The following is a 26,063-nucleotide window of genomic DNA, read 5'->3' as shown; positions in this document are numbered from 1 at the left end:
TGGTAGGAATTATAGGACAATGCACACTGATTCCTGATGAGACTTCTGCTACTTACGCTAAGCCACCTCCTGGGAGGAATTTTACTGGCACAATCCACTATCTCCGGTATGGTGATCGATGCCGAGACCCGGGAGCCACTGCTGGGGGCCACGGTGCTGATCGCCGGCAGTACCATCGGAACTACCACCGATTCAGACGGTGCGTTTGTGCTCTCCCATACGGGGCAGTTTCCCGTAGACCTGGTCGTGAGTTATCTCGGCTACGAAACCCAACAGGTCACGGCTACCGCCGCTTCGCTGCAAATTTTCCTGGCTGCCGCTCCCCGGGCCTTCGACGAAATAGTGGTGACGGCACGCAGAGGGAATGAGAACCCGCAGGTGGTGCCCATAGCGATGACCGTACTGGGCGCCGCAGAATTGGACAACGGAATCGTCTTCAATGTGAACCGTGTCAAGGAGCTTGTTCCCTCGGTCCAGCTATATTCTTCCAACCCCCGGAATACCACCCTGAACATACGGGGATTGGGTTCCACCTTCGGGTTAACGAACGATGGGATCGACCCGGGGGTAGGCTTTTACGTCGACGGGGTCTACTACGCCCGCCCGGCGGCCACATCGCTGGATTTTATCGATGTGCGGCAAATCGAAGTGTTACGGGGGCCACAGGCTACGCTGTTCGGCAAGAATACCACGGCGGGTAGTTTCAACATCCTCACGCGCCGTCCCACCTTCAGCCCTTCCGTAACGGTAGAGCAGTCCTTCGGAAATTACGGCTTTATTCAGGCGAAAGGCTCCGTTTCCGGGCCGATCGTGGCCAACCGGCTCGCCGCTCGTTTGTCGTTTACGGGCACCAGCCGTGAGGGGACGCTCTACAACGTACGTACCGAAAAGTATATCAATACGCTGAACAACCAGGGGGTTCGGGCCCAGCTGCTCTACGAACCCTCGCCGAAGACCACGCTGTTGCTGGCCGCCGATTACTCCCGTCAGCGACCGGATGGGTACGCCCAGGTGTACGCCGGTAGCGTGACTACCCAGCGGGCCGCGTTCCGGCAGTTCGATGCCATCATCGCCGATCTCAACTACACCCTTCCCGCTACGGATCCGTTCGACCGGATCGTCGATCACGACACCCCCTGGCGATCCGACCAAGACATGGGCGGTGCCGCGCTTACGGGAGAAGTTTTGGTTGGCCGGGGAAAAATTACTACCATTTCGGCCTGGCGCTACTGGCAATGGAACTCATCCAACGACCGCGATTTCACCGGCCTTTCGGCCATTTCCCGTTCTCAGGCTCCCTCCTTTCACCAGCAATGGTCGCAGGAAGTGCACTACAGCGGCTCCTTCGGAAAATCGCTGGAAGGGCTGGTCGGCGTATTTGCTTTTTACCAAACCCTGCGTCCGGAAGGGGCCCACGTTCTGGAAGCCGGTAAGGATCAGTGGCGGTTCGTCCAGTCTTCGCAAAGCTTGCTGTGGCAGACACCCGGCCTATTGGATGGGTTGACCCAGGAAACGGATTCCCGCTTCGAGAATCTCAGCAGTGCCGTTTTCGGCCAACTAACTTGGCAACTTGGGCATCGCGTGACCGTCAACCCCGGTCTGCGGCTCAATTACGATTATAAATACGCCGACTTCAATCAAACCGTATACGGGGGGCTATCGACGACGGATTCGAACTTAATCGCGCTCCAGCAACGCGTCTTCCAACCCCAAAACTTTACCGCCGATGTGGATGACCTCAATCTGTCCGGGCAATTGACCGTCAATTACGCGGCTGCCGCGAGCTACCGGTTTTACGGGACGTACTCCCTGGCCTTCAAACCCGTAGGGCTTAACCTCGGCGGCTTACCGGCAGCAGACGGCAAACCCATACTGGATTTGGCGATCGTAAAGCCCGAACGGGTAAATCACTTCGAGTTGGGCATGAAATCGGAACCGATCCATCATGCTACGTTGAATCTCTCCGCCTTTTACACCTCGATCGACGATTACCAGACGAACGTGCAGTCTTCCCAGTTAGGCGTAACGCGCGGATACCTGGCGAACGCCGCCCGGGTAGCGGTAAAGGGAGCGGAAGTGGAGGTCGCCTTTGACTCGCCACGACACCTGCGCACCAATTTTTCGGTCAGCTACCTCAACGGACGGTACGTTTCCTTCGTGGATGCCCCCGTCCCCCTCGAAGATACCGGTGCGGAAAGTGCCCACGACGCATCGGGGGAGCGGCTACCCGGAATATCCAAATGGTCGGGAACGGTGGGGACGGAATATTTCGTATCGGGCAAGCTCTTCCAGCAGGAGGGGCAGTGGTTCGTCGCGACCGACGCTAACGCCCGAACGGGATTCTCCTCCAGCCCGACGCCTTCCCGTTATCTCAATATCGAGGGGTTTGCCTTGGTTAACGCCCGACTGGGCTTTCGCATGCCGGTAGGCCTTACGGTATTTGCCTGGGCCCGAAACCTGACCAATTCCCGCTACTTCGAGCAACTCCTCTCCGCCGGCGGCAACGCCGGGCACTATGCGGCCGTACTGGGGGATCCCGTCACGTTCGGATTAAGCGTTCGCTATACCTATTTCTGAGTCTAAGCGACTCCTTATCCACCCAATTTTTCATCCATTTTCCCTTCCACAACAATGTCCGACGCCTTTCACGTATTAACCATTCCCTTCCTGCTGGCCATGTTCGTTGCCGTCAATATGGGCGGCAGCGGAACCGCACCGGCTTTTTCCGCCGCCTACGGCGCGGACGTTATCAAGCGGACCATGGTGCCCGGCCTGTTCGGAATCATGGTGCTGATCGGGGCATTGCTCGCCGGCAAGGAAGTCTCCCTAACCCTCGGAGACGGAATTCTAGCCCAGGCGTTTTTTACTCCCCTTTACACTTCCCTGATCCTGCTCTCCATTGGAGTCACCTTGTTAGCCTCTAACCTGATCGGCGTACCCCAGTCGACCAGCCAGAGCACCGTCATGTCCATTGCCGGGGCCGCTTATGCATTGGACGGTTTGAACACCCACACCCTCTTTTACGAGATCATCCCCACCTGGGCCATCCTTCCGGTTATTTCGTTCTTCATCATGCTGGGGTTGGCGCGATACATCGTCCCAACGATGCGCAGTCAACTACCCTCCATCGATTACGGCCGGTTGCGCAAGCATACCGGACTGAAGGCCGTACTTATCTTTTCTTCCCTCTACGTGGCCTTTTCCATCGGCGCGAATAACGTGGCCAACGCGGCCGCCCCGATTGCTTCGCTTACGGCGAATGAGGTGGGGCTAGCTTCGGCCGGCGACTTTCTGCCCATCATCATCTTATCGGTGCTGGTCGTAGCTCCCTGCTTTGCCATCGGTAGTTCGCTGCTGGGGCATACCGTAACGGAAACTACGGGGAAAGGCATCGTGGCCGTCACGCCCTTCTACGCGGCGATCATCGCCACCTTGGTTGCGACGTTGTTGTTGCTGGCGTCGGTCGTCAAAGGCATACCGACCTCGCTGGTCCAGCTCAATGGGGCGGCCTTCATCGCCCTCAGCGTCAGCAAGCATGGCTGGGCGGCAACCTTTTCCAACCCCACCGTTAAGCGATTCTTTACGATATGGGGTGTTGCACCCGCCTTTGCCTTCTTTCTGACTTACGGCCTGATGGTAATGGTGCGGTAGTGTTAGGGGAAATATAAATAGGGATTAAGGAAATATTACGGACGGCATCCGCTAGCACAAGTCAGCAGGGAATGACCTAGGTTGGATAAAATTCCTGCCATGAAACCCATGCTTACCCTACTGGCTGTCTGCTTCACCGTGGTATTGTCGGCCCAAAGCAAAGATCTGGAAGACGCTCTACTCCGCGACCAAATGGATGCGGGCGAGATCACGCTTACGGATTATCGGCGGCAGGCCGAACGCCTCCGGGATGCGATACGGCAACAAGGCGGTTACCCCGAGATGCCGACCGACGTGGAAGGAGCCTTCGAGATTGAAACCAGGCTTTCTACCGGAATGAGTCAGTCAGAAAACTGGAAGCTGGTGCGTCGGTGGCTGGTACTGGCGGGACTTAATTACGACGAAAGCCAGAGCTACCTAGACCAGGCAGGAGGGCAAATGCTGCTGCGGGTAGCCAGTCGATACGTCTACCCGGAGGGCGGGAAACAGCTGATTCCAACCGGCGAGCGCTGGGTGGCAGCCCCCTTCCAGGTCCGATGGCTCATGGAAGTCGCGGTGGCCGATCGGGAAATCGATATTATCTGGCGGGAGCCACTGCTCGAAGAATACCTGTTAAACTCCCATGTTATTTTTGACGGAGGCGGAGTCTATACCTTCACGACAGCCACTCTTTTCGATGGTCTGTTGCCCCTGGTGAACCACGATCCTCCGTCCTGGAGTGAGCGATTACGCCAGGCCAAACTCATGCTGGAAACCGTAACTACGGCTGAGCGAAGCCTACGGGAGTACGCAGGGGCCGAGATGAAGTAGGTCTGGCCAGGATTGCTCGTTTAGAGCTTGTTTGGATTCTCCTCACCGATCTGCAACTGGCCTAATTCCGCCCTGTTGTCGTTACCCGACGCGGTAGATAGCGCTGCTATCTCCCGCGTCGGATGCCTAAACAGGTCGCAAATTGCCTCATTTTCGATCAGGTTCGGAAAACCCAAACAAGCTCTTATTCGGGGCGGGATTATCGGAAAACAAAAATCCCCGACCGCCAAAGGCGATCGGGGATTCCGCGGTGGTCTCGGATGGAATCGAACCATCATCGCAGGCTTCGGAAACCTGTATACTATCCGTTGTACTACGAGACCGGATACAACTCCCACGGGAGCGGACGCAAAAGTACAGTAAGCGACGCAATTCACCAACTACTCCGCAGGAAAAGCGTATAAAGTATAGGTCGGCGCCGGTGGGCCGACGGACGCTCGTCTTTTCAACCAACGAACATGACCCTTTTTCCAAAATCCGGTATTCCCGCGCTCGTCGCCCTACTTTTCGTGCTGCTTACCGTAGGCTCCTGCGTATTCGTACAACAACGGTACACCTCGCTGCCTCCGGGGCCGTACCGCGGCATTCTCGAGCTGGAGTACAACCCGATCGTGCCGAATCCGAAGGGGGAGCCCATCCCCGAGAAGGTCGATCTGGAATTCGACGAAGTGACGGCGGGGGCACTGCCGTTCACCTTCGACGTGGTGTACGAAGACGATACCACCTTTCACCTGGTCATCCACAACGGGGAGGAGGAGATTCTCGTACCGGCCGAAGACATTGAAACGGGCCGCGACCAAAGCATCGGACGAGATACCCTCCGCATCAATTTTCCGGTCTACGATACCCACATCAGTGCCTTCCACGAGGAGAACGTGATCGAGGGAGTCTGGGTCGTTCACTACCGGGAAAATTACCGGATCCCCTTCAAGGCCTACTTCGGAAAGGACTTCCGTTTCACTTCCCTCCGCAAGGAACCGGTAGCCGACCTGACGGGTACGTGGGCCGTCGATTTTGCCGGCTCGGGAGCGGAAGCGGGCTATCCGGGAGTAGCCGAGTTCCGGCAACAAGGCAATGAGCTCACCGGGACGATCCGTACCGAAACCGGCGACTACCGCTACCTCGAAGGCACCGTGCAGGGGAATAAAATGTACCTAAGCGTTTTCGACGGCAGTCACGCTTTCCTGTTCGAGGCGCTTATCCGGGAAGATGGCTCCCTGACCGGTACCTTCCGCAGCGGGCGCCATTACATCACCGATTGGACGGCCGAACGGGACGCGGAGGCGGAGCTTACCAGCCCGGACGAGTTAACGCGCCTACGGGAAGCGGTTCCCCTGGCCTTCGCTTTTCCTACGGCTGAGGGCGACACGGTCCGCCTGGCCGACATCCAGGGCCCGAAACTCGTACAGCTATTCGGCACCTGGTGCCCCAATTGCCGCGACGAAACCAACTTCCTGAAGCAGTATCTCGCCGGAAACGACGTGGAAGACCTGCAGGTCATCGCCCTGGCCTTCGAGCAGTACGGAGCCGAGGACGACCGCAGCAAGGCCGCCGTACGCCGGTACCGCGACAATATGGAGGTCGACTGGCCAATCCTCCTCGCCGCCAGTAACGATAAGCGGGAGGCCGGCCAGGCCTTGCCGATGCTGAATAAGGTGATCAGTTATCCGACCCTCCTCTTCGTCGACCGGAACAACCGGGTGCGGAGGATACACACGGGGTTTAACGGTCCGGCGACGTCGAAGTACGCCGATTTCGCGCGGAGCTTTGATGCCACCGTAAAGGAATTGATTGCCGAGGAGCCCGTCGCCGCTACCGATCAGTAACGGCCCAGTAGGTCCCGCTGGTGCAGGAGGAAATCGCTGTCCGGATGGTGGGCCAGCGCCTCGGTGATGTAGCCCAGCGCGCGCTCGTAATTCGTCTTGGCGAAGTAATAGTTGCTGGCGGCGACGTAGGCCGTGAGGGTCCACAGCCGTTCGTCGTTCCCCGTTGTTAGTCGTTCCAGTTGGGCCCGGAAGTAATTGAGCTCCCGCAGCGCTTCCTTCTCCCGGTCGGCTGCGAAGTGATCGCGCACCTTGCGGGCCGACTGCCGCAGCACGATGTCGGCGTAGCGCGGGTGATCGGCAACGAACGGATATTTGGCTGCCAATACCTGCGCCCGATCCACCTGGTCGTCCGGTTCGGGATAGTTTCGCCGCAGATCGTAGAGGCTTAGTTCGGCTACGTACGCCCGAAAGTGCGGATTCTCACCGTCCTGTCGCAGCAACGTCTCGGCCATTTGCAATGCCTGTACTGCCTTGCCGCGATCCTGGTAATATTCCATGAGCCGGATGTCGCGCAGGAGCCGGATCCGGGTTTCCCAGGCTTCCGCGCCGGTGGGCGCTCGCAGGACAAAGGAATGGACCAAAGCCGGGAGGGCATCCAGGGTATCGACGGCTAAAAGTTCCCGTTGCCGGCGATCGAACTGACGCAAGAGCGCGGTGGGGTAGTAGGGGTTAGCCGGTTCGCTACGCCAGCTCTCGAAGAGCTGATCCACCTTCTGGTCGTTCTGCAGCACGCCGAGGGCCGTGGCCTGCAACTCCGCCGCCCGGTCCAGTACGTCGATGGCGGGGCGGTGATCCAGCAAGCGTGCGCGTTCGAGGTAGGTAGCGACCGTCGGATAATCACCGGCCCGATAGGCACGCTGGGCCTGGCGCAGTTGCTGGTAAGCCGACAATTGCCGTAGGGTCAGTCGCTGGTCAGGCTGGTAGTAGTAGTGGTAGAAGATGCTGTCGGACTGGCCGTCCGAAAGGGAAGGAAGATCGAATTCCACCGTGCGGCGTACGAGTGCCAGGTAATCCCGGCGAAAGCTGGTTTCTTCCCGCTCTCCGTGTGCTTCGGCAAGCGGGTGACGAATGCGCGACCCGTTGACCGCCGGGTCGGCTACCAAGTAGGCCTCCCAATGGTCCACGTAAATTTCGTGGGGAATGTTGAAGTGTTCGAGGCTAAGGGCGTAGAAAACGGCCGCCGTCGCGTCGCTATACCGCCCTTCCCGGACGGCGTCGGTAAGCGTGGCGCCGGCCTCGAATTCCCGCAGCAACTCTTTGTTGAGGCGCTCGGCAATCTGGGCGATTTGCTCGGATCGGGAATGCTGATTTAGGCGATCCTGCCAGTCGAGGCGGCGCAGTAGGTCTTCCAGGTGCTTTTCCACCAACCGACGTTCCTCGCTGACGACCTGCCCGTCACCGGGCATCAGCATCCGCAGGCGGTCTTCAAGGCGTTCGGCGCTCAGGGAGACCGTGATTAACAACGTAAATAACAGGGAAAGAGTAAGTCGCAAAGCCGGGTAGTGTGGGCGGTGATATCAGTACTACAAATATAAGGTTCAGACCATTCAGCCTTCGGTATTCTCCTCACCCGCGTTTGCCGGCTTGCCATGTCCGTACCGCTCCACATAAATGCGCTGGTGATGGAAGGTATGGCCGGCGATGATAAAGCCCATGGCCCGGCAACTTATCGGGTAACCGCTGGCGGTTCCGATGAAGGACAGGTCCGCCTCGGTGAAGGAAGCGAAGAGGGTCACGGTTGACTGCCGGATCCCGGCAAATTCGCCGATCATTTCGGGAAAACGGCGGTGGGTCAGATCGGCTCGCGCGGCGTATTCATCCTGGTCGAAACCCGGCAAGGGCGTCGAATCCCGGCGGCCAAGGCGTAGGGAACGGTAGGCAAATATCCGTTCGGTATCGATGAGGTGTTGTAGCGCCTGCGCAATCGTCCACTTATCGGGCGCGTAGGCGTAATCGGCGTGCTCGGGATCCAGTGCATACAGGTATTCGAGTAGCATGTCTCCGCTGGTGGTCAGGGCCTCGGAAAGGGTCAGCGGGGAGGGAACGCGGGAAAGGTAGCCGGCGTAAAACGCCCCGTATTCTTGAGCATGGATATCGGTGACTACCATGTCAGTGGGTTGATTCTTGGAAGCATAGGGGCAAAATAGGGTGGATGGGGCGTAACCGGTATTTTCCGTTTTGCCGCAACCATTCGATGGGGATACGTGATGCGTGCCTGAATTCGAGTAAGCCCAACCTTTTTCCTAGGGAAAATATTACCAAAACGCCAGATATGCAGGTCAGTGCTATACGTAAAGTATTCATTTATTGAGCGATTCAGGCCAGCCATTTCAACTGCTGTAGGGGCTTTCCATCTACCGGGCTACGAGCCGGAAATAATTTAAAATTAGCGTTCGGGAATGGTCTACCTTAGTGTAACGAAACCTACTACCTATTGATACAACCGTTGCTACGCACTGGAGCTTGATGCTCGATCTCCGCACCGCTCCAGCCGAATATGCACGGGCCTCGCTCCCTCCGGAAACGGATTAATCTACCATACGGATATTCCTGTACTACCCTGGTTTAAACGTACCCACGTTTAGTCCTTCGGAATGAGGGTACGTCCACACCGTTTATATCGACGCCGTGTACAGGGGGCACTTCGGGACGACCCTCCGAAGAGCTGCTCCCCGATATCCAAACCCGCCCGAAGCGGGCGCTTTTTCATGCCAATACGGCGGCCGGTAAATTTGCCCAAGCGCATATAAGAAAAAGACCTACGAACGATCGACTCGATTCAACCATCTATGGTATCCGGGAATTTTCCGCGGTTGCCGAACGAGGAATTTTTTTGTGTTTGTTCAAAGTGTCTGTCATGGGAGGCCCGGTGAGAACCGGGCCTCTTTGCGTTTGCCGCCTTCGCCGAAGAAAATTGCGGTCCCTTACCTTACCGGGAGCACGATCCGGCAAATCTTGTTAAGTTAGCCGCGGCGCATAAGCGCGACCGACATGGGGGGATTGCGGTTTCTAGCACCCGCGCCCCGCCGCCCAATGGCTTATTCTTCGCCAAGAAAATTCAAAACGTATATGACTACCATTAAAGGTCCGGCCATTTTTCTCGCCCAATTCATGGGAGACCAACCTCCCTTCAACAACCTCGACGACATTTGCCGCTATATGGCCGGTCTCGGGTACAAAGGGGTTCAGATCCCTACCTGGGAAAGCCGCCTGATCGACCTGGAAAAGGCCGCGGAAAGCAAGACCTACTGCGACGAAATCAAGGGTAGGGTGGCGGACCACGGCCTCGAGATCACGGAGCTGGCCAGCCACCTGCAGGGGCAGATGGTCGCGGTGCACCCCGCCTACGATACCATGTACAATGCCTTCGCCCCCAAGGCCGCCAACAACGACCGAAAGGCGAAGATGGAATGGGGGACCAATCAGCTGCTGCTAAATGCCAAGGCGAGTGCGAACATGGGACTGAAAGCGCACCCCACCTTCTCCGGTGCCCTGCTGTGGCCGTTTGTCTATCCCTGGCCCCAGCGGCCCGCCGGATTGGTCGAAATGGCCTTCAAAGAGCTGGCCGACCGCTGGCGCCCGATCCTGAATGCCTTCGACGAGGTGGGCGTGGACGTAGGCTACGAGTTGCACCCGGGCGAGGACCTGCACGACGGCATCAGTTTCGAAATGTTCGTCGACGCGCTGGACGGGCACCAACGGGCCCAGATCAACTACGATCCGAGCCATTTCGTGCTGCAGCAGCTCGATTACCTGCAGTTTATCGACCTCTATCACGACCGCATCTGCGCCTACCACGTCAAGGACGCCGAATTCAATCCGACCGGTAAGCAGGGCGTTTACGGCGGCTATCAGGGCTGGGCGGATCGCGCCGGCCGCTTCCGCAGCCTCGGTGACGGACAGGTAGACTTCAAGGCCATCTTCTCCAAACTCAGCAAGTACGGCTACGATAGCTGGGCCGTGCTGGAATGGGAATGTGCCATTAAGAGCAGCGAACAAGGAGCGGCCGAGGGTGCCCCCTTTATTGCCGATCACATCATCCAGGTCACCGATAAGGCCTTCGACGACTTCGCCGACGCCGGTACGGACGAGGCCGGTAACCGCTCGATACTTGGGCTATAACCCCGATATGAGCCGATTCAGGTCTGCGCTGGCCGGCCTGGTGGTCTGTTGTGTGCTGAGTGGGTGTAGCTCCGATCGACCAGTTTCGGAAGCGGAGGCGGCGAATGTCGATTCGCTCTCCAGTTGTGAAATCCTTCCCGCCGGCTCCCGCCTACCCCGGTTCGGTACGGACGGAAGGCGGCTCGTGCTCTCTTACGTTATATCCGATACTACCGGAGGGGACCGCTTATTCGCCCGGGAGTGGCGGGAAGGGAAGTGGGCACCGGATACCCTATTGGCCAGGGGAGCGGAATGGTTCGTGAACTGGGCCGACTATCCCTCCGTCCAGCCACTCGGAGGCAATCTTTTCTATCACCTCCTGGAATATGCGGGCGAGGGTACTTACGACTACGATATCCGCTTTGCGGTAGGTGAAGCGGGGGGCGACGGAGCGCAGGTGCTCCACAACGACGGGGTTTCGGCCGAACACGGCTTTCTATCCAGCGCCCACCGACCCGACGGAAGCCTGCGGGTGACCTGGCTGGACGGACGACACACCAAGACCCCCGAAGCACCGGCGGAGGATGGCAATCATCACCACCGTGCCGATAGTGGTGGGGCCATGACCCTGCGGACGGCCATCATCAGCAGGGACGGTCGCGTCGGACAACGGGAGGAACTCGATCACCGGGTGTGCGATTGTTGCAACACGGCTACCGTCGTGACCGACGGTGGGGCTATGGTCGTCTACCGCGACCGGTCGGAGGAGGAGATCCGGGATATGGCGTTCGTCCGCCAGCTCGGGGATGGATCGTGGACCGAACCCGAGCGCGTCAACCCGGACAACTGGCAAATCACCGGATGCCCCGTCAATGGCCCGGCACTCACCGCGAACGCCAGGGGGGACATCGCCACCGCCTGGTTCACCGCTGCGGATGACAAGCCGCGGATACAATTCGCTCGCTTCGACACCCTTACCCAGCACTTTAGAATTCCGCTGGTCCTGGACGCGGACGGTTCACTTGGGCGGGTCGATGCGGTCATGGAGGCGGATGGTACCGCATATGTGCTCGGGTTGACCCAGGGAAGGGAAGCGGACACCGCCGACCTGAAGCTTTGGACGATCGATCCCGACAACCGGGTTTCGGCACAAACCGTGGGCCGGATGTCGGCTGGTCGCAGTTCCGGCTTCCCGCGATTGGCATTGGGGCCGGGGGGAGTGTGGGTCGCATATAGGGAGCCGGGACCGGAGCAGCGGGTCCGACTCTGCTTCCGGGAACATTGAGAAGCAGCTTACCCCCGCAGGCGATCGAGCATGGTGCTGAGCTGGTCGAAATCTTCCTCTTCCAGGTTCTGGAAATTTTGGATCATGGCGGCCTCTACGGCTTCGCTGGCCTTGCCAACCACGTCCAGTCCGGCTTCGGTGATCACGATGTCCACCCGGCGGCGATCCGCTTCACATTCCTGCCGCATCACGTACCCCTTTTCTTTAAGTTTGTCAACCAGGCGGCTGGCGTTGCTCATCTTATCGAGCATCCGCTCGGTGAGTAGTTTGATGGTGGCCGGCTTCCCGTTGCGGCCGCGCAGGATACGAAGGATGTTGAATTGCTGAATACTTAAGCCGTAGGGCCGCAGCGCCTGAGTGGTCCGCTGATTGATCCAGGCGGCGGTATAAATGATGTTTACCTGGGTGCGGTGGGCCGGCGAGCGAAAGGTCGACTGTTGAATTTCTTGTTCGATGGATGGCATTCCTTTCATGTGATTACAAATAATACGCTGGTGAATGGGTTTTAGTTGTAATCCCGGAGGCGGGCCAATGTTCTATCTTCGCGGCAAAGCGGCAATATGAAAATTCTTGTAATCGGTGGTGGCAACATGGGTCGGACCTACGCCCGGAGTCTGTTACGGGCCCATTTGGTGAAACAGGAAGACCTGATGATTCTGGAGCGGCAATCCGATAAGCTAGCGGATCTCGAGCGGGAAAAACTCGGTTCGGTCTTCACCTCGGCGGAATCCTGCCTGGCGGCCGCGGACCTCATTATCCTCGCGGTAAAACCGCAAGACAGTGCTGCCCTCTTCGCATCCTTGCGTCCGCTCACCGATCCGCAGCAGGTGTACCTGTCCATCATGGCGGGGGTGACCATTTCGTCCATCCAGTCGGGCCTCGGTGTTGAGAAAGTCATCCGGGCCATGCCCAACCTGCCGGCTCAGATCGGTCTGGGCATGACCGCCTACACCGCCAGCGAAGCCGTCACCCGCATCGAACTGGTCCTCGTGCAAAACCTCCTCAACACCACGGGTAAGGCGATCTACGTAGACGATGAGTACAGCATCGATGCCACCACGGCCATCAGCGGCAGCGGCCCGGCCTACGTACTCTACTTCATGCAGGCAATGATCGAAGCGGCCACCGAGATGGGCTTCAACGCCAGCCAGGCCGAACTGCTGGTCGCCCAGACCTTCCGCGGGGCGGTGGAACTGCAAATGAAGAACGACCTGACCTGCCAGGAATGGATCGATCGCGTATCCAGCAAGGGCGGCACCACCGAAGCGGCGCTGAACACCTTCCGGGCCACCAGCGTATTCGAAGACATCAAACACGGCGCTCGCGCCGCCCTGGACCGCGCCATCGCGCTCGGCAAATCCTAATTTATGAAGGCTATCCTTTACCACGAGCCCGGCGACGAAAGCCAGCTTTATCTCAGCGAAGTAAGTGATCCGGTCCCCGGGCCCTACTCCGTCCTTCTTCACGTGGCGGCCACCGCCCTCAACCGGGCCGACTTACTCCAGCGGGAGGGAAAGTATCCCGTACCCGCCGGGGCAAATCCCATTATGGGACTGGAAGTGGCCGGAACGGTCATCGAATTGGGCGAGAAGGTGACCGGTTTCGAGATCGGCGACAACGTCTGCGCCCTCGTCAACGGCGGCGGCTACGCCCAACGCATCGCGGTCGACCACCGCATGCTCCTGAAGCTGCCGGAGCGGTTGTCCTTCACCAAAGCCGCCGCCATTCCGGAGGTCTTCCTGACCGCTTTCCAGGCCCTCCACTGGATCGCCCGGCTCCAGGCCGACGATACGGTGCTCATCCACGCCGGTGCCAGTGGGGTGGGGACGGCCGCTATCCAGCTCGTTCGCTTGGCGGGTGCCGTACCGATCGTCACCGCCAGCGCCCACAAGCACCAGGCCGTAACGGACCTAGGTGCCGCCCGCTGCATCGACTATACCGCCGAAGACTTCGCCGAAGCCGTCCAGGACTTCACCGCCGGCAAGGGGGCGAACGTGATCCTGGATTTCGTGGGCGGTCCTTACCTGCAGCAAAACTTGGAAGCGGCCGCCATCGATGCCCGCATCGTAAGCCTGGCAGCCCTGGGCGGCGCCCGGGTGGAGGCATTCAGCATGGCCCCCTTCCTGCGCAAGCGCGTGCAACTTACCGGGACGACCATGCGCAGCCGCACGGACGAATACCGCCAGCGGTTAACCGCCGATTTTCGCGAGCGCATATGGCCCGGTTTCGCGGATGGCAGCCTCCAGGCGGTCGTGGATACCATCTACGATTGGGAAGAGGTGGCCGCCGCCCACCGCTATATGGCCAGCAACGCCAACGTGGGGAAGATCGTGCTGACCATCGGACTGGACTAGGGGGGGGCAACCAAAACCGCGCCATTCGGTGTTTAGAGGCTATGCCCGATGTTTTCATCCACCACCTGGGCCGCATGGCTTATCAGCCTGCCTGGGATCTGCAGCGACGTCTTCACGCCACGCTGGTGGAACGTAAGCTGGATAACCGCCGCCGCCTGCAGGCCGGGGAAACCGAGCTACCCGGGCAGCAACACCGCTTGCTTTTCGTGGAGCATGATCCGGTGTATACCCTTGGGAAATCCGGTTCCCAGGAGCACCTGCTGCTGTCTGCGGAGCAACTAGTTGCCGAGGGGATAACTTTCGTCAGGATCAACCGCGGCGGCGACATCACTTATCATGGGCCGGGTCAATTGGTGGTCTACCCGATCTTCGATCTCGACGAATTCTTCAACGACGTCCACCGCTACGTCCGCAGTCTGGAAGAGGTTATTATCCGCACCCTCGCCGATTTCGGTCTGATGGGAGAACGGGACCCTGGCTACACCGGGGTCTGGTTGGCGGGCGATCCCGCGCGCCGCCGCCCCAAACGGAAGATTTGCGCGATCGGCGTTCACCTGAGCCGGTGGACCACCATGCACGGTCTGGCGTTTAACGTACGCCCGAATTTAGCACACTTCAACCACATCGTGCCCTGTGGGATTGCCGATCGCGACCGTTCCGTTACGAGTCTGAGCATCGAACTCCGCCGCCCCGTCGAGTTGGAGGAGGTTATTCCGGTGGTGGAGCGCCACTTTCGGGAGGTTTTTGACTTCGTACCCACCACGGAGCCCGCCGGGCGCATCTTGGTGGTGGAACCAAATGAGTAACCCCCTTGACCGAGCAGGAACTGATCGCCGGCTGCAAAGCGAACGACCGACGGGCACAACGCGCGGTCTACGACCGATTTTCGCCGTTGATGGCTGCGGTGGCCAGGCGGTACTGCCGACGCGATGCGGACGCGGAAGACGTACTCGTGGGGGCCTTCTTCAAGGTGTTTGACAAGATCGACAGCTTCAATGAGGAGGGCAGCTTCGAGGGTTGGATTCGCCGCATCGTAGTCAATGAGGCCCTGATGTTACTCCGTAAAAAACATGCGCTCAAGCGCGCCGCCGAGCTGACGGAGGTGAACCCGGCCAGCTACTCCATTCCCCCGGTGGCGGCCGAGCGGCTTGCGGAAGAGGATATCCTGAACCTTCTCGACGGGCTACCCACGGGCTACCGTACGATCTTTAACCTCTACGTCGTGGAGGGCTTCAAGCACCGGGAGATCGCCGACATGCTCGAGATCAGCATCAACACCAGTAAATCCCAACTTATCCTGGCGAAGAAACGTCTCCGGGAACAACTCGAAAAACTGGGCTACCCCGCCCGCTAACCAAAGTAAGCCATGTCTACCAACGATTCCTTCGATCGACAGTTTCGCCGCACCGCGCGGGGCATGCGTCGCCGGCCCTCTCCCCGCACCTGGGACCGGATTGAGAACCGCCTGGACAGCCGCCGCGGTTCCGCCGGTTTCCGAACGTTTCGACCCTGGATGATCGCCGCCGTCGTGCTCATCCTCGCGGGTTTCGCTCTGGTGGCCAATGGGGTGGGGAGCTCCGAATACGACCCGCTGGCTCAGCGCGCCGAATCCGTCGAAGAGCTGGATAAAGCGGTGGGTACCATTAATCGTATCCCGGACTACGCCCCGCTGTCGGAAGGGCGATCCGACGGAGAGCTCGTATCGCGGAACGAATCCCGTGGCCGCCTCACCCCGGCGCCAAAGTACCGGCTTTAAGTGAAGTCTTCCTCGTCACCCAGTTCCAGCCTGGCCCCGGCCAGCTCGCGCATCGCGTGCTGTTCGCCGAGCTGTCGGGTGATCTCGATTCCCCGGCTGTAAATTTTCCAGGCTTCCTGCGGTCGCTCCATTCGCTCGAGGGTTTTGCCGAGGTGGTAGTACGTGCCGACGTAATTAGGCTGGTCGTTGACGAGGCTCCGGTAGATGTTGAGCGCGGCCGGGTCATTCCCTTCCTGTTCCCACTCTTTCGCCAGGGCAAAGCGAAGAAAAGCGTCCGTGGGCGATCCTTCCAACAGCTGCAAAATTTGCTCTTTTCTACTCATGTGGCAAAGGTAAACCATTGGGGCAGTTGCTACTTTCGCCGCGTATGAATTACGCCGATACGCTCGATTACCTCTTCACGCGCCTGCCGATGTACCAGCGGGTGGGCGCCGCGGCCATGAAAAAGGACCTCGCCAACATCCGCCTGTTGCTGGAAGCGCTGGACCATCCCGAGCGGCGGTTTCGTTGCCTCCACGTCGCGGGCACGAACGGCAAGGGAACGGTCAGCCACCTGCTTACGGCGGCCCTGCAGGCCCACGGGTTTCGTACCGGGCTATACACCAGTCCGCACTACAAGGATTTTCGGGAGCGCATCAAGGTGGACGGTGCATTTATCCCCGAGGAGGAGGTGGTTGCATTCGTGGAAAAAATGCAGCCGGCAATCGAGCGCATCGAGCCGAGTTTCTTCGAAATCACCGTAGCCATGGCTTTTGCTTATTTCGCCGGAGCGCGGGTGGAATGGGCTGTCGTCGAAGTCGGGCTCGGCGGCCGTTTAGACAGCACCAACGTAGTGGATCCGGAGGTAGCGGTGATCACGAACATCGGCTACGACCACATGCAATTACTCGGTGAAACACTGGCCGAAATCGCCGGAGAAAAGGCGGGCATCATCAAGCCGGGCCGCCCGGTTGTCATCGGCGAAACCCAAGCGGAAACCCAAGCGGTCTTCCGGAACAAAGCCGCCGCCGTCACCGCACCGATCACCTTTGCCGATAGCCAGGGCGCTCATCCCTACGAAACGGATCTGCGGGGGCCGTTCGCGGAACGAAATATCCAAACCGCCCACACGGTACTGGAGGTGCTCGACGGTACGGGGGCAATCCGGATCGATCCGGAAAAAGTCGCCTATGCCTTTAATCACGTCCACGAGCTGACCTACTACATCGGGCGGTGGCAAACCCTTCGGTCCGCCGACCCGCTCGTGCTTGCCGACAGCGCCCACAACGGCGAAGGGCTACGCCCCGTGTTGCACCGTTTAGCCGGCCTGGTCAAGGAAAGGCAGGGGAGTTTGCATATCGTACTGGGCGTGGTCAATGACAAGGACCTGTCCAAGGCGCTCCCGCTGTTCCCGTTTTCGGCAGCCTATTACTTTGTGAAGGCGGATATTCCCCGAGGCTTGCCGGCCGCGGAGTTGCAGTCCGCGGCCGCTACTTACGGACTTGCCGGGGCGGCATATGCATCGGTTCGGGAAGGGTACGAAGCCGCGCTGGAGCGGGCCGCCGCCGCGGACGTGGTCTTCATTGGCGGGAGCATCTTTACCGTAGCCGAAGTACTCTGAGGCGGTTTACTTTCCCCACCGTAGCACGGCGGCCGCCCAGGTGAAGCCGGCTCCGAAAGCGGCGAGCGTAACGACGTCTCCTTTTTTCACCCGCCCCTCGTCACGCGCCTCGGATAGGGCAAGCGGAATGGATGCGGCGGTCGTATTGCCGTACCGCATGATGTTGTTGTACACCTGTTCCGGCTTCAATTGCATCGTCTGCTGTACGAACTGGTTGATCCGCAGGTTCGCCTGATGGGGAACCAGTAGATCGAGATCCGCTATGGTCAGCCCCGCCGCGTGGAGGGTTTCCAGGATTACTTCGGGAAACTTCCGAACGGCCATTTTGAAGACCGCTTGCCCTTCCATGTGGGGGAATACCTGGCCTTTATCCAGCATATCCTGGTTTAGGAAGACGCCGCCGTACGCATTGTTATCCTGGTCGTAGTCGACGTCGAAGCCTTCCAGGCCGTATTTTTCGATAAAGTACCCTCCGTGCGCGCCGGGGTACATGTAGCTGAGTTTTTCCGCGTAGGTGCCGTCACTGTGCATCTTAGTAGCCAGGACTGCCTTTTCCTTGTCTTCGGTAGCCTCGAGAATGACGGCTCCTGCGCCGTCGCCAAAGATCACGCTTACTCCTCGTCCGCGGGTGCTGAAGTCCAACCCGACGCTGTGTACTTCGGCCCCGACGAGCAGGATCTTTTTGTACATGCCCGACTTGATAAACTGGTCGGCGGTACTCAGCCCGTAAAGAAATCCCGAGCACTGGGCGCGGATGTCGAGCGCGGCGATCTCCGTTTTGGCGATACCGAGTTCCCGTTGGAGGAGTACGCCGGAGCCGGGGAAGTAGTAGTCAGGACTGAGCGTAGCGAAAATGATGAAATCGATTTCTTCCTTATCGATCCCCGAATCCTTAATGGCACGCAAAGAAGCTTCGAGGGCGAGGGTGGTCGTCGTTTCTTTCGTTCGGTCTATGTAGCGGCGCTCCTCGATCCCAGTACGTTCCCGGATCCATTCGTCGCTGGTTTCCATCACTTCGGTAAGGTCTTGGTTCGTGACTACGTTCTTAGGTACGTAATGACCGATACCGGTGATTGTGGAATAGAGCATGCAGGGGACTTTATCAATAAGGGCGGTAAAGGTAAAATTTTTTAGACGCCTGCAAACTGTTAGCCGTTCCGGGTGGGATGGCTCCGCAGGCTGTGAGGCAACGGAAAGGATTCAAAGACGCTTCCCCTTACGATCGTTTGGGGGTACTCCCTAGGTTGGTGAATTAAGTCTCGTGGATGGAAGGGTGCTCATTACAAAAGCCCACGGGCTAAAAAAGCCGTTTCCTCCGGAAGTAAAAGATTACCGCGGCACTCAGGATTATCGATAGAATGAGGATAAACACGAAGGTATAACTTCCATTCTGCAGGGGCATCGGAACGTTCATGCCGTAGAAGCTGGCAATCACCATAGGGACCGTCAGCACGATAGTGATGAGGGTGAGCCGCTGAATAGTAATATTAAGGTTATTCGAGATAATGGACCCGTAAGCGTCCATGGTTCCGTTGAGAATGTTGGTGTAGATATTGGCCATTTCCAGGGCCTGACCGTTGTCGATAATGATATCCTCGAAAAGATCCCACTGCTCCTCATCGTGGCGAATCCCGAGGAAGTCGGCCCGCTTCATCTTCATCTTCAGTAGTTCGTTGCCGTTGAGGGCATTAATGAAGTACACCAGCGACTTTTCAATGCTCAGCAGTTGTTTCAGCTCCCGGTTACGACTGCTGTCGTAGAGTTCCTGTTCGATCAGGTTCCGTTTGACGTTTAGCCGCTTCAGGCAGGTCAGGAAGCGGTAAACGGTATGCTCGAAAATACGCAGCACGAAATGGCTGCGCCGGGCGGGGTCGACGTTCCGGACCTTGTTATCGATGAAAAGCTGGAGGACGGGGTGGTCGGGGGTCGAGCAGATCGTGATGAACGCCTCCGGGGTCAGAATGATGCCGATCGGCACCGTGATGTAGATGCTGTCGTTCTCGGTCTCCACCTGGCTAAGTACCGGGGTGTTGATGACTACCAGCCGGGCATCGTCCTCCCGTTCGTACCGCGAGCGTTCGTCGATATCCAAGGGGTCCGTGAGAAAGTCGATCGGCAGCTCGTAGCGCTCGGCGATTTCGGGAAGTTCTTCGGAAGAGAAGGGGGGATAGAGATGGATCCAGGCATCGGGCCCCGGCTCGTCAACGCGTCCCAACTGGCCGTTTTTGCTTGCATAGTAGCGGATCATGACGGGACGTTTTGGTGACGCGGGGGCAAAGGTAGCAAAAGGACCCGGACCAACAACGGATCGGCCGGTCGCAGAAGTTTGTGGCCCGGTATTTTGTTGTTGCGGGGTAAATTCTTTCGCCGGCCGCAACTTATTGATTTAGCCCCGACATTACCCTCCATATTCACTCACTAACCGATCCTTTCACCATGACCCGCCCCGCCCGCGACCATTTATTCGAAGCGGAATTGCTCGTTCACTATCAGGTGGTCTACAACTTCCTGCTGCGCATGACCGGTAATCCCAGCGATGCTGCCGATCTGACCCAGGAAACCTTCGCTCGTGGCTATTTGAAGATCGAGCAGTACGAGGCAGGTACGAATGCCCGAGCCTGGCTGTTCTGTTTGGCGCGTAACCTCTTCATCAACGACTATCGCAAGCGCAAGCGGCGCGGCGAGGAGGAACTGGACGAACGGACGGCCTACCACCGCCGTGACGAAGAGAATCCAATGGCGGGCTTTGCCGATCTGCGTATCGCCGGCGTCCTTGAGCGGGATTTCAGCGATCCCATCTTACGCGCCATGACCCTCCTCAGCGACCGGCAACGGGCCATCGTGCTAATGGCCGATCTATACGACTTCGCCGAGAAAGAAATCGCCGAAGCCATGGAAATGCCCCTCAACACGGTGAAGTCCGTCACCCGCCGCTCCCGTATCGCTTTGATCAAGCAGCTGAGCAGCTACGCCGAAAACAACTTCGGCATCCTCAATACCCGAAATTTAGGTTAACGCCACGTGCCGCCCCGCATCCGCCGGGGCGGCACGTTTAAATTTGTCCCATCATGTTTAATAAGCATTCTTCCTCCAACCGCCGTCCGCACCGGACGGATAACCCATTGCCCGAAGTCGCCGACACGCCCACCGGCCCCTGCGATAGCGACAGCCTGGGAGACGTGGCCGCCTTCAAAGTTTTGCTAAAGCGCAACCTGCGCCACCAGGCACCCCCCGCCGACCTAATCGGCAAGATTCGCGGCAGAATCGAAGAAATCAAGGCGCAAGACTAAAACCCTATCCACCGGGATAGACTTATAAGCGGTACGCAAAAAAAGCACCGCATGGGGGCCGCCCAAGAAAATATCCTCTCCATTCCCGACTTAGTCCACGTATCCGACGACCAACCGGGGTGGACGCGGAAGCGCGCCAAAAAAGGATTTCGCTATTACCGGGAGGACGGTACGCTTATTAAAGATAAACTCATACAGGATCGCCTGGCCTCCCTGGCAATCCCCCCCGCCTGGGCCGACGTTTGGATCTGTCCGCTGGAAAATGGTCACCTGCTCAGTACCGGACGCGACGAGGCGGGGCGTAAGCAGTACCGCTACCACCCGGACTGGATGGCCTTTAAACAATTAAACAAATTCAACACCCTCATCGAGTTTGCCGATGCCCTACCGGGAGCCCGCCGTACGCTACGGGGTATCCTGCAGGACGAAAGCAGGGGGTGGGGCCTCGAACGCGTCGGTGCCTTGGCTATCGCGATGATGGACGAAACGGGGATGCGGGTCGGCAACTCCTCCTACCGCAAACGAAACGGTACCATCGGCCTGACTACCTTGCGGCGCAAGCACGTGGAAGTCGACGATAACGGTTTTCACTTTGAATACACTGGAAAAAGCGGCATCGAACGTGCGGTCGATTTGACCGATCCCACCCTGGTCGACCTGATCACCAATATCAGCGAACTACCAGGCTATGAAGTTTTTCGCTTTCGCGGCGAAGACGGCAAAATGCATAATTTGGATAGCAGCGATGTCAACCACATGGTCCGCCAGTTGCTGGGCGCTGAATTCAGCAGTAAGTACTTTCGTACCTGGGCTGGCACTGCGGCCGCCGTTGATGCCTACTGGGAATTGAAGGAAGAAAACGACGGAGAACTCCCCGACCGACCGGACTTACGGGTGGTAGAACGTGTCGCCGAATTCCTGGGCAATACCGTATCGGTATGTCGGAAATACTACATCCATCCGAGCGTCCTGGCGGCGGTGGCCGAAGAAAGGGTGCCCGATGAATCGACGGTGACGAAAAAGGAGGAGGCTAAATTTGACGGAGAGTTCGACCACGATGAGATCATCGCTTACCGGCTTGCCTGCGGTTGATGGCCCCCGATCCACCGCTCCGAATTTCGCGGTATGACCCGGCCTTGGACGGATCGATGCGGGAAAGCATCTCGATGATGGCATTCTGTTCCGCTCCGGTGGCACCCGTGTAGATTTGAATGATCTCCTCTCTTTTAGCATCTACGAAGCTCTGTACCAACGCGCTGTTCGGATACACCTGATTGGCCGATTGTACGTCCTGGATAGCGAGCGTGATGTTTTGGCGTGCGGCGAGCGGGTCGGTCAGCATCTGGTCCAGCCCCAGTCGGTGGTAAGTATAGGCGGCCCGACGCATCGGAAGCATACGGGGGCTCAGCAGGTTTTCGAGGAGGAGGTACCGGTTATTGGTCTTTCCCGCCGACGTCCATCCCCCACTATTTAGCAAAGCCGCGGGCAGGCGGTTATAGAGCTGCTGCGCTTGCTCGAAATAGGGTTGCCCGCCGAGGGCCGAGAAGGTGTCGTAGTCCATACCCAGCACGATGTAAGCGTAGAAGCCGATAATGGAGGAGAGTTCCGACGTGAAGGTCTGATCGGACAGCTGAATGGCCTGGAACTGCTCGTAGGTGAATTCCAACCGCTTGTCTTGGTAGTTCAGGACGGGCGTGACCTCCCCGGTACCGAAGATGGGGCGGGCGGACTGAATGGCCAGGGTGCCCGTATAGCGGTTGGGGATAATTTCTTCGTTATCCCCGTTCGCCGTCGTCGCTTCCGAAAGGGTTAGGAAAAGGGTGGCCTCGATCCGTTCCTCCTCCTGGAAAACGTCATCTGTCCACGTACGGCTGTTTAGGAAGTTTACCAGTTCCTGCTCGAGGGTTTTGAAGACGTTTGCGTCCGTCTGGGTGATCTGCTGCGTATTCAGATTCACCGTCCATTTGATCTCGCTCTGGGCCCGAAGCAAGGTGGACGCAAAGAGCAGTAGAAATGCGAGTCTCATAGCGTTGGTTTATCGGCAACGAGGCGGTCGAGGATGTCGTGCGCTACGGCCAGTTTAGGTTTTAACTCAAAGGAAGTCACCTTATTGCGATCGATGAGCTGGATTTGGTTAGTAGCATGACCAAAGGCCGCCCCGGCCGTTCGGGGGGAGTTCAGAACGATCAGGTCCAGCTGCTTCCGTAGGAGTTTGTCCCGGGCGTTTTCCAAGCCGTTTTCCGTCTCGAGGGCGAACCCGATGAGGTACTGACCGGCGGTTTTGGTGCGACCGAGTTCCTCGGCAATGTCCGGATTACGGACCAGGTCGATCCGCATGGGGCCCGCCTGCTTCTTTATTTTCTCCTCGGCCACCCGTTCCGGGCGATAATCGGCAACGGCCGCGCAGAGGATGCCGTCCGTGCAATCCGGCCATCGTTCCACCGCGGCGTGGTACATATCGAGGGCGGAGCGAACCGCGATGGTCTCGATGCCGGCCGCCTGGGTCGACAGGTGGGTAGGTCCGAGAAGAAGGGTCACCTTGGCCCCCCGCGCGGCGGCCGCTTCGGCCAGGGCAATCCCCATTCGACCCGTACTGCGGTTGCCTAGAAAGCGCACCGGGTCGAGATCTTCGAGGGTCGGGCCTGCGGTCAGGAGAATCCTACGATCCTTTAGGTCGTGTGCTTGCGCGAAGAAAGCGGCAAGCGTATCGAGGATCTGTTCCGGTTCGGCGAGTCGGCCGGCGCCAACAAGCCCGCTAGCCAGCTCTCCCTCCCCGACGTCTATCAGTCGGTTACCGAATGACTGTAGCCGGCGCACGTTTTCCACCGTAGTGGGGTGCTGCCACATATCTAGGTCCATGGCCGGAGCAAAGAATACCGGGCAGCGCGCCGACAGATAGACCGCTACGAGCGCCGAATCGCAGATGCCGTGGGCCAGCTTGGCAAGGGTAGTGGCCGTGGCGGGAGCGATAAGGTAGGCATCCGCCCAAAGCCCCAGTTCGACGTGGTTATTCCAGCTCTCGCCGGAGTGCACGGAAGTAACCACGTCGGCCCGGGAGAGGGTAGCCAGGGTGAGCGGAGCGATAAAATTAGTGGCCGAGGGGGTCATCAATACGCGGACCTCGGCCCCGGCCTTGATCAGGCCCCGGACAATCAGGGCGGCTTTGTAGGCGGCAATGCTGCCGCAGACACCCAGGATGATTTTTTTGCCGGCGAGGCGCAAGCTTACAGTTCCTCGTCGTCCTCCTCGCGCCGCTCGTTGTAGCGGTGATAGAGTTCATCGTCGAGGTATTCCCGCATCGCGATCAGCACGGGGTTAGGGAGCTTCTCGTAAAACTTGGAAATCTCGATCTGTTCCTTGTTTTCCACCACTTCTTCGATGGTGTCGGTTACTTCGGCAAATTCCTCCAGTTTCTGGTCGAGTTCGTGCTTCAGGTCGACGGCGAGCTGGCGGGCGCGACGGCTGACGATGGACAGGGCTTCGTAAATATTGCCGGTATCGCCTACGACGCGTTGGATATCACGGGCAGCGGTATCGGGGCTCATCCCCTGGGCGCGGGTTTTAATGTCAGACATTTTCTAGCTCTTTTAATTCTTCGATTGATTCGTTGAGGTACCGGGTCACCTCGTCCACGTAGGGGCTGTCGGGATAACGGGTAATAAAGTTTTCCGAAAGCTCGATCGTAACACGCAAACGTTCCGGCTTGCGGGCGCGGAAACTGCGGCTGGTATATTCGTACTGCACCTTAGCCATCAGGTAGCGGATTTCTTCGGCGCGCTGGGTCTCGGGATAATCCTTCAGCACGTTGCCAAAACTGGTCAGGGCCGATTCATAACGCTCGATATCCATGTACAGTTTGGCCGACTCAAAGTCTTTCAGCTCCATCTTCGCCCGCATCTCGTCGATGAGGGAGTTGGCCTGAGCTACCCGCTCGCTTTCCGGATAGCGGTTCGCAAATTCCTCGAAGGCTTCGATGGCCTGAACGCTATAGCTCTGGTCGAGCCGGTAAACGGGGCTCAGCTGGTAATTACTGAAGGCCGACATGAAGTCCGCCTCCTCGCGCAGGCTGCTTCCCCCGTAAGTGGTGGCAAATTGCTTAAAGTAGTAGCTCGCCAGTACGTACTGACCGGTATAGTAGTAGGTGTAGGCGTAACGGTAGGCGATCTGTTCGGCGGCCGCCTGCCCCCGGAAGGGTGCGATCACTAGCTCGTAGAGGGTCTGCGCCCGCTGATATTCCTCGGCCAGATAATACTCGTTCGCCTTCGCCAGAATCTGCTCCGGGTTGTTACTCGTACGGATCGTCTCGAACTCCGACCGGCAACCGGTAAAGAGCAGGACGAAAAACAGGATACTGAAAAGAATGCGGTTCTGCATAAGCGCGCAAAGATAAGGGTTTTTAAGAAGACACCGCCAGTAGGGGGCAAGGTTGTATTTTACCCCCGATCCTGACTTTCCATGATACCGCCCCGCCTTTCGGAACTCCGGTTGTACTACAACACCACCATTCGCCCCGAGCTGCTACGCCTGGAAGAGCTGCGTCGGCGGATCCTGCGCGGTATCGTCCTTTCCCTGGCCGGTATCTTCGCGGTGATCGTGGTGTTCCTGGTCTATGACCTGGGATTTCTGATTCTGCTCCTCGTTGTGCCAGTCGTGTTTTTCATCGGCTCTCTGTATTTCCGCATCGAGCGGTTTCGGCAGTCCTTCAAGCCAGCGATCATGCGCTTATTGCTGGACTTTATCAACGAGCTTCCCAATTTTCGTAGCCTGCAGTACGAGTCCAAGCGGCCCATCCTGCGCGATCGCTTCGAACGCAGTGGCCTGTTCCGTCCACATCCCGATAGCTACCGCGCCGAGGATTACATCCGCGGACTCGTCGGTGAGATGGCTTTTGAGATGGGGGAAGCCTACGTGCAGGAGATCAGCCCCGCCAGCAACCGCCTTCAGCTAGTCTTCAGTGGCCTCTTCGTCCACGCTATTTTCAATGAGCCGACCAGCGGACGACTAGCCGTCTGGCCCCGGCACAAGCTCCGTAGGCTAAAACGATCGGTAGATGCTTACGTGGGCAGTAACGGGCGCTCGGCCGACGTAGAAATCATGAACGCCGGCTTCAGCGAAATCTTTGCCGTCTACGCCCATCCCGGAACCAAGGTTGCGGGCATCCTGACCCCGTCCATGCAGGAGGCTATCCTCGCATTCTACGAACGGGAACAACGGGACCTCTATTTCGCGGTCCACGACCAGGATCTGTTCATCGGTCTCGAGCACGGTTATGATTTGCTGGAGCCCCACTTCTTCCGCTCCAATGTTTCCTTTCAGCTGATTCGGAAGTTTTATACGGACGTAATGTTGATTCTCTCCGTCATTCAGGATTTCGATCAGACCCACTGATC

Annotated in this window: 26 protein-coding genes and 1 tRNA gene; 16 read left to right on the top strand and 11 right to left on the bottom strand. The window is 58.4% G+C overall.

Features of this window, described 5'->3' with window-relative positions:
- The first annotated feature begins 36 nt into the window (after positions 1 to 36).
- The 3 genes from CLV84_RS20935 (at position 37) to CLV84_RS20925 (ending at position 4,461) form a co-directional block, all read left to right on the top strand.
- On the top strand, positions 37 to 2,577 hold the full coding sequence (locus CLV84_RS20935; RefSeq protein WP_104421807.1) for a TonB-dependent receptor: 2,541 nt from the start codon (positions 37 to 39) through the stop codon (positions 2,575 to 2,577).
- A 54-nt stretch (positions 2,578 to 2,631) separates the two neighbouring features.
- The gene (locus CLV84_RS20930) at positions 2,632 to 3,651 is read left to right on the top strand and encodes an inorganic phosphate transporter (protein WP_104421806.1); all 1,020 of its coding nucleotides are present in this window, start codon (positions 2,632 to 2,634) and stop codon (positions 3,649 to 3,651) included.
- Between the two features lie 99 nt (positions 3,652 to 3,750).
- Complete coding sequence (locus tag CLV84_RS20925; RefSeq protein WP_104421805.1) at positions 3,751 to 4,461, top strand: hypothetical protein; 711 nt, start codon at positions 3,751 to 3,753, stop codon at positions 4,459 to 4,461.
- Positions 4,462 to 4,712: 251 nt separating this feature from the next.
- Here CLV84_RS20925 and CLV84_RS20920 read toward each other — a convergent pair.
- Positions 4,713 to 4,784, bottom strand: a tRNA-Arg gene (locus tag CLV84_RS20920).
- Between the two features lie 135 nt (positions 4,785 to 4,919).
- Between CLV84_RS20920 and CLV84_RS20915 the strand changes: the two genes are divergently transcribed.
- Positions 4,920 to 6,287 carry a TlpA disulfide reductase family protein gene (locus CLV84_RS20915; protein ID WP_104421804.1) on the top strand — a complete coding sequence of 456 codons (1,368 nt, stop codon included), beginning with the start codon at positions 4,920 to 4,922 and terminating at the stop codon, positions 6,285 to 6,287.
- Here CLV84_RS20915 and CLV84_RS20910 read toward each other — a convergent pair.
- Together CLV84_RS20910 and CLV84_RS20905 are read right to left on the bottom strand one after the other, a co-directional pair.
- Positions 6,281 to 7,780: an acetylxylan esterase gene (locus tag CLV84_RS20910; protein WP_146088892.1), complete on the bottom strand. Its 1,500-nt coding sequence runs from the start codon at positions 7,778 to 7,780 to the stop codon at positions 6,281 to 6,283. The two genes, CLV84_RS20915 and CLV84_RS20910, sit on opposite strands and share 7 nt — an antisense overlap.
- Positions 7,781 to 7,834: 54 nt before the next feature.
- On the bottom strand, positions 7,835 to 8,395 hold the full coding sequence (locus tag CLV84_RS20905; protein WP_104421802.1) for a DinB family protein: 561 nt from the start codon (positions 8,393 to 8,395) through the stop codon (positions 7,835 to 7,837).
- Between the two features lie 961 nt (positions 8,396 to 9,356).
- Between CLV84_RS20905 and CLV84_RS20900 the strand changes: the two genes are divergently transcribed.
- Positions 9,357 to 10,409, top strand: a complete 1,053-nt coding sequence (locus CLV84_RS20900) for a sugar phosphate isomerase/epimerase family protein (RefSeq protein ID WP_104421801.1) — start codon at positions 9,357 to 9,359, stop codon at positions 10,407 to 10,409.
- Between the two features lie 7 nt (positions 10,410 to 10,416).
- On the top strand, positions 10,417 to 11,673 hold the full coding sequence (locus CLV84_RS20895) for a hypothetical protein (protein ID WP_146088891.1): 1,257 nt from the start codon (positions 10,417 to 10,419) through the stop codon (positions 11,671 to 11,673).
- An 8-nt stretch (positions 11,674 to 11,681) separates the two neighbouring features.
- Here CLV84_RS20895 and CLV84_RS20890 read toward each other — a convergent pair whose 3' ends face one another.
- The gene (locus CLV84_RS20890; RefSeq protein WP_245911575.1) at positions 11,682 to 12,146 is read right to left on the bottom strand and encodes a MarR family winged helix-turn-helix transcriptional regulator; all 465 of its coding nucleotides are present in this window, start codon (positions 12,144 to 12,146) and stop codon (positions 11,682 to 11,684) included.
- Between the two features lie 87 nt (positions 12,147 to 12,233).
- Here CLV84_RS20890 and proC point away from each other — a divergent pair, with 87 nt between their 5' ends.
- From proC to CLV84_RS20865, 5 genes are read left to right on the top strand one after another with little or no spacing between them, the layout of a single operon-like run.
- Positions 12,234 to 13,037, top strand: a complete 804-nt coding sequence (proC, locus tag CLV84_RS20885; protein WP_104421799.1) for a pyrroline-5-carboxylate reductase — start codon at positions 12,234 to 12,236, stop codon at positions 13,035 to 13,037.
- Between the two features lie 3 nt (positions 13,038 to 13,040).
- Entirely contained in the window at positions 13,041 to 14,027 is a 987-nt protein-coding gene (locus tag CLV84_RS20880; protein WP_104421798.1) for an NAD(P)H-quinone oxidoreductase, read from the top strand.
- A 41-nt stretch (positions 14,028 to 14,068) separates the two neighbouring features.
- Complete coding sequence (gene lipB, locus CLV84_RS20875) at positions 14,069 to 14,833, top strand: lipoyl(octanoyl) transferase LipB (protein ID WP_104421797.1); 765 nt, start codon at positions 14,069 to 14,071, stop codon at positions 14,831 to 14,833.
- Between the two features lie 5 nt (positions 14,834 to 14,838).
- Positions 14,839 to 15,381, top strand: a complete 543-nt coding sequence (locus tag CLV84_RS20870; RefSeq protein ID WP_104421796.1) for an RNA polymerase sigma factor — start codon at positions 14,839 to 14,841, stop codon at positions 15,379 to 15,381.
- Between the two features lie 12 nt (positions 15,382 to 15,393).
- A complete protein-coding gene (locus CLV84_RS20865) occupies positions 15,394 to 15,783 on the top strand; it encodes an anti-sigma factor (protein ID WP_104421795.1) in 390 nt (129 codons plus the stop codon).
- Here the strand turns inward: CLV84_RS20865 and CLV84_RS20860 are convergent.
- Positions 15,780 to 16,106, bottom strand: a complete 327-nt coding sequence (locus CLV84_RS20860) for a tetratricopeptide repeat protein (RefSeq protein ID WP_104421794.1) — start codon at positions 16,104 to 16,106, stop codon at positions 15,780 to 15,782. The two genes, CLV84_RS20865 and CLV84_RS20860, sit on opposite strands and share 4 nt — an antisense overlap.
- A 44-nt stretch (positions 16,107 to 16,150) precedes the next feature.
- Between CLV84_RS20860 and CLV84_RS20855 the strand changes: the two genes are divergently transcribed.
- Positions 16,151 to 17,383, top strand: a complete 1,233-nt coding sequence (locus CLV84_RS20855) for a bifunctional folylpolyglutamate synthase/dihydrofolate synthase (protein WP_104421793.1) — start codon at positions 16,151 to 16,153, stop codon at positions 17,381 to 17,383.
- Positions 17,384 to 17,389: 6 nt separating this feature from the next.
- Here the strand turns inward: CLV84_RS20855 and CLV84_RS20850 are convergent, their stop codons facing one another.
- Positions 17,390 to 18,472 (bottom strand): beta-ketoacyl-ACP synthase III, encoded by a 1,083-nt coding sequence (locus tag CLV84_RS20850; protein ID WP_104421792.1) that lies wholly within the window; start codon positions 18,470 to 18,472, stop codon positions 17,390 to 17,392.
- 208 nt (positions 18,473 to 18,680) lie between these two features.
- A complete protein-coding gene (locus tag CLV84_RS20845) occupies positions 18,681 to 19,631 on the bottom strand; it encodes a magnesium transporter CorA family protein (RefSeq protein ID WP_104421791.1) in 951 nt (316 codons plus the stop codon).
- 188 nt (positions 19,632 to 19,819) lie between these two features.
- Here CLV84_RS20845 and CLV84_RS20840 point away from each other — a divergent pair, with 188 nt between their 5' ends.
- The 3 genes from CLV84_RS20840 to CLV84_RS20830 are packed head-to-tail and all read left to right on the top strand — an operon-like array spanning position 19,820 to position 21,765.
- A complete protein-coding gene (locus CLV84_RS20840; protein ID WP_104421790.1) occupies positions 19,820 to 20,398 on the top strand; it encodes a sigma-70 family RNA polymerase sigma factor in 579 nt (192 codons plus the stop codon).
- A gap of 53 nt (positions 20,399 to 20,451) precedes the next feature.
- Entirely contained in the window at positions 20,452 to 20,673 is a 222-nt protein-coding gene (locus CLV84_RS20835) for a hypothetical protein (protein WP_104421789.1), read from the top strand.
- Between the two features lie 51 nt (positions 20,674 to 20,724).
- Positions 20,725 to 21,765 (top strand): DNA topoisomerase IB, encoded by a 1,041-nt coding sequence (locus CLV84_RS20830; protein WP_104421788.1) that lies wholly within the window; start codon positions 20,725 to 20,727, stop codon positions 21,763 to 21,765.
- Here CLV84_RS20830 and porD read toward each other — a convergent pair.
- From porD to CLV84_RS20810, 4 genes are read right to left on the bottom strand one after another with little or no spacing between them, the layout of a single operon-like run.
- Positions 21,737 to 22,699 (bottom strand): type IX secretion system protein PorD, encoded by a 963-nt coding sequence (porD, locus tag CLV84_RS20825; RefSeq protein WP_104421787.1) that lies wholly within the window; start codon positions 22,697 to 22,699, stop codon positions 21,737 to 21,739. The two genes, CLV84_RS20830 and porD, sit on opposite strands and share 29 nt — an antisense overlap.
- Positions 22,696 to 23,895 carry a bifunctional phosphopantothenoylcysteine decarboxylase/phosphopantothenate--cysteine ligase CoaBC gene (coaBC, locus tag CLV84_RS20820; protein WP_104421786.1) on the bottom strand — a complete coding sequence of 400 codons (1,200 nt, stop codon included), beginning with the start codon at positions 23,893 to 23,895 and terminating at the stop codon, positions 22,696 to 22,698. The genes porD and coaBC overlap by 4 nt, the downstream gene beginning before the upstream one ends.
- Positions 23,896 to 23,897: 2 nt before the next feature.
- Complete coding sequence (locus CLV84_RS20815; RefSeq protein WP_104421785.1) at positions 23,898 to 24,248, bottom strand: DNA-directed RNA polymerase subunit omega; 351 nt, start codon at positions 24,246 to 24,248, stop codon at positions 23,898 to 23,900.
- Positions 24,241 to 25,047, bottom strand: coding sequence for an outer membrane protein assembly factor BamD (locus tag CLV84_RS20810; RefSeq protein ID WP_104421784.1), 807 nt, complete (start codon positions 25,045 to 25,047; stop codon positions 24,241 to 24,243). Before CLV84_RS20810 ends, CLV84_RS20815 begins: the two co-directional genes overlap by 8 nt.
- Before the next feature lie 81 nt (positions 25,048 to 25,128).
- Between CLV84_RS20810 and CLV84_RS20805 the strand changes: the two genes are divergently transcribed.
- The gene (locus CLV84_RS20805; protein ID WP_104421783.1) at positions 25,129 to 26,061 is read left to right on the top strand and encodes a DUF3137 domain-containing protein; all 933 of its coding nucleotides are present in this window, start codon (positions 25,129 to 25,131) and stop codon (positions 26,059 to 26,061) included.
- The last annotated feature ends 2 nt before the right edge of the window (positions 26,062 to 26,063 follow it).

The organism is Neolewinella xylanilytica, assembly GCF_002934605.1.
GTDB classification, from domain to species: Bacteria; Bacteroidota; Bacteroidia; order Chitinophagales; family Saprospiraceae; genus Neolewinella; species Neolewinella xylanilytica.
Note: the sequence above shows the minus strand (reverse complement) of the source record. Positions and strands in the feature narration are given on the sequence as shown.

What these genes read in the sequence shown, in the direction of transcription:
- CLV84_RS20845 (WP_104421791.1), bottom strand. Translation starts at nt 19,631, where the DNA reads ATGATCCGCTACTATGCAAGCAAAAACGGCCAGTTGGGACGCGTTGAC.
- CLV84_RS20895 (WP_146088891.1), top strand. Translation starts at nt 10,417, where the DNA reads ATGAGCCGATTCAGGTCTGCGCTGGCCGGCCTGGTGGTCTGTTGTGTG.
- CLV84_RS20865 (WP_104421795.1), top strand. Translation starts at nt 15,394, where the DNA reads ATGTCTACCAACGATTCCTTCGATCGACAGTTTCGCCGCACCGCGCGG.
- proC (WP_104421799.1), top strand. Translation starts at nt 12,234, where the DNA reads ATGAAAATTCTTGTAATCGGTGGTGGCAACATGGGTCGGACCTACGCC.
- CLV84_RS20855 (WP_104421793.1), top strand. Translation starts at nt 16,151, where the DNA reads ATGAATTACGCCGATACGCTCGATTACCTCTTCACGCGCCTGCCGATG.
- CLV84_RS20890 (WP_245911575.1), bottom strand. Translation starts at nt 12,146, where the DNA reads ATGAAAGGAATGCCATCCATCGAACAAGAAATTCAACAGTCGACCTTT.
- porD (WP_104421787.1), bottom strand. Translation starts at nt 22,699, where the DNA reads ATGAGACTCGCATTTCTACTGCTCTTTGCGTCCACCTTGCTTCGGGCC.
- CLV84_RS20880 (WP_104421798.1), top strand. Translation starts at nt 13,041, where the DNA reads ATGAAGGCTATCCTTTACCACGAGCCCGGCGACGAAAGCCAGCTTTAT.
- CLV84_RS20835 (WP_104421789.1), top strand. Translation starts at nt 20,452, where the DNA reads ATGTTTAATAAGCATTCTTCCTCCAACCGCCGTCCGCACCGGACGGAT.
- CLV84_RS20900 (WP_104421801.1), top strand. Translation starts at nt 9,357, where the DNA reads ATGACTACCATTAAAGGTCCGGCCATTTTTCTCGCCCAATTCATGGGA.
- CLV84_RS20915 (WP_104421804.1), top strand. Translation starts at nt 4,920, where the DNA reads ATGACCCTTTTTCCAAAATCCGGTATTCCCGCGCTCGTCGCCCTACTT.
- lipB (WP_104421797.1), top strand. Translation starts at nt 14,069, where the DNA reads ATGCCCGATGTTTTCATCCACCACCTGGGCCGCATGGCTTATCAGCCT.
- CLV84_RS20925 (WP_104421805.1), top strand. Translation starts at nt 3,751, where the DNA reads ATGAAACCCATGCTTACCCTACTGGCTGTCTGCTTCACCGTGGTATTG.
- CLV84_RS20935 (WP_104421807.1), top strand. Translation starts at nt 37, where the DNA reads ATGAGACTTCTGCTACTTACGCTAAGCCACCTCCTGGGAGGAATTTTA.
- CLV84_RS20805 (WP_104421783.1), top strand. Translation starts at nt 25,129, where the DNA reads ATGATACCGCCCCGCCTTTCGGAACTCCGGTTGTACTACAACACCACC.
- CLV84_RS20850 (WP_104421792.1), bottom strand. Translation starts at nt 18,472, where the DNA reads ATGCTCTATTCCACAATCACCGGTATCGGTCATTACGTACCTAAGAAC.
- CLV84_RS20815 (WP_104421785.1), bottom strand. Translation starts at nt 24,248, where the DNA reads ATGTCTGACATTAAAACCCGCGCCCAGGGGATGAGCCCCGATACCGCT.
- CLV84_RS20810 (WP_104421784.1), bottom strand. Translation starts at nt 25,047, where the DNA reads ATGCAGAACCGCATTCTTTTCAGTATCCTGTTTTTCGTCCTGCTCTTT.
- CLV84_RS20905 (WP_104421802.1), bottom strand. Translation starts at nt 8,395, where the DNA reads ATGGTAGTCACCGATATCCATGCTCAAGAATACGGGGCGTTTTACGCC.
- CLV84_RS20860 (WP_104421794.1), bottom strand. Translation starts at nt 16,106, where the DNA reads ATGAGTAGAAAAGAGCAAATTTTGCAGCTGTTGGAAGGATCGCCCACG.
- CLV84_RS20830 (WP_104421788.1), top strand. Translation starts at nt 20,725, where the DNA reads ATGGGGGCCGCCCAAGAAAATATCCTCTCCATTCCCGACTTAGTCCAC.
- CLV84_RS20930 (WP_104421806.1), top strand. Translation starts at nt 2,632, where the DNA reads ATGTCCGACGCCTTTCACGTATTAACCATTCCCTTCCTGCTGGCCATG.
- CLV84_RS20840 (WP_104421790.1), top strand. Translation starts at nt 19,820, where the DNA reads ATGACCCGCCCCGCCCGCGACCATTTATTCGAAGCGGAATTGCTCGTT.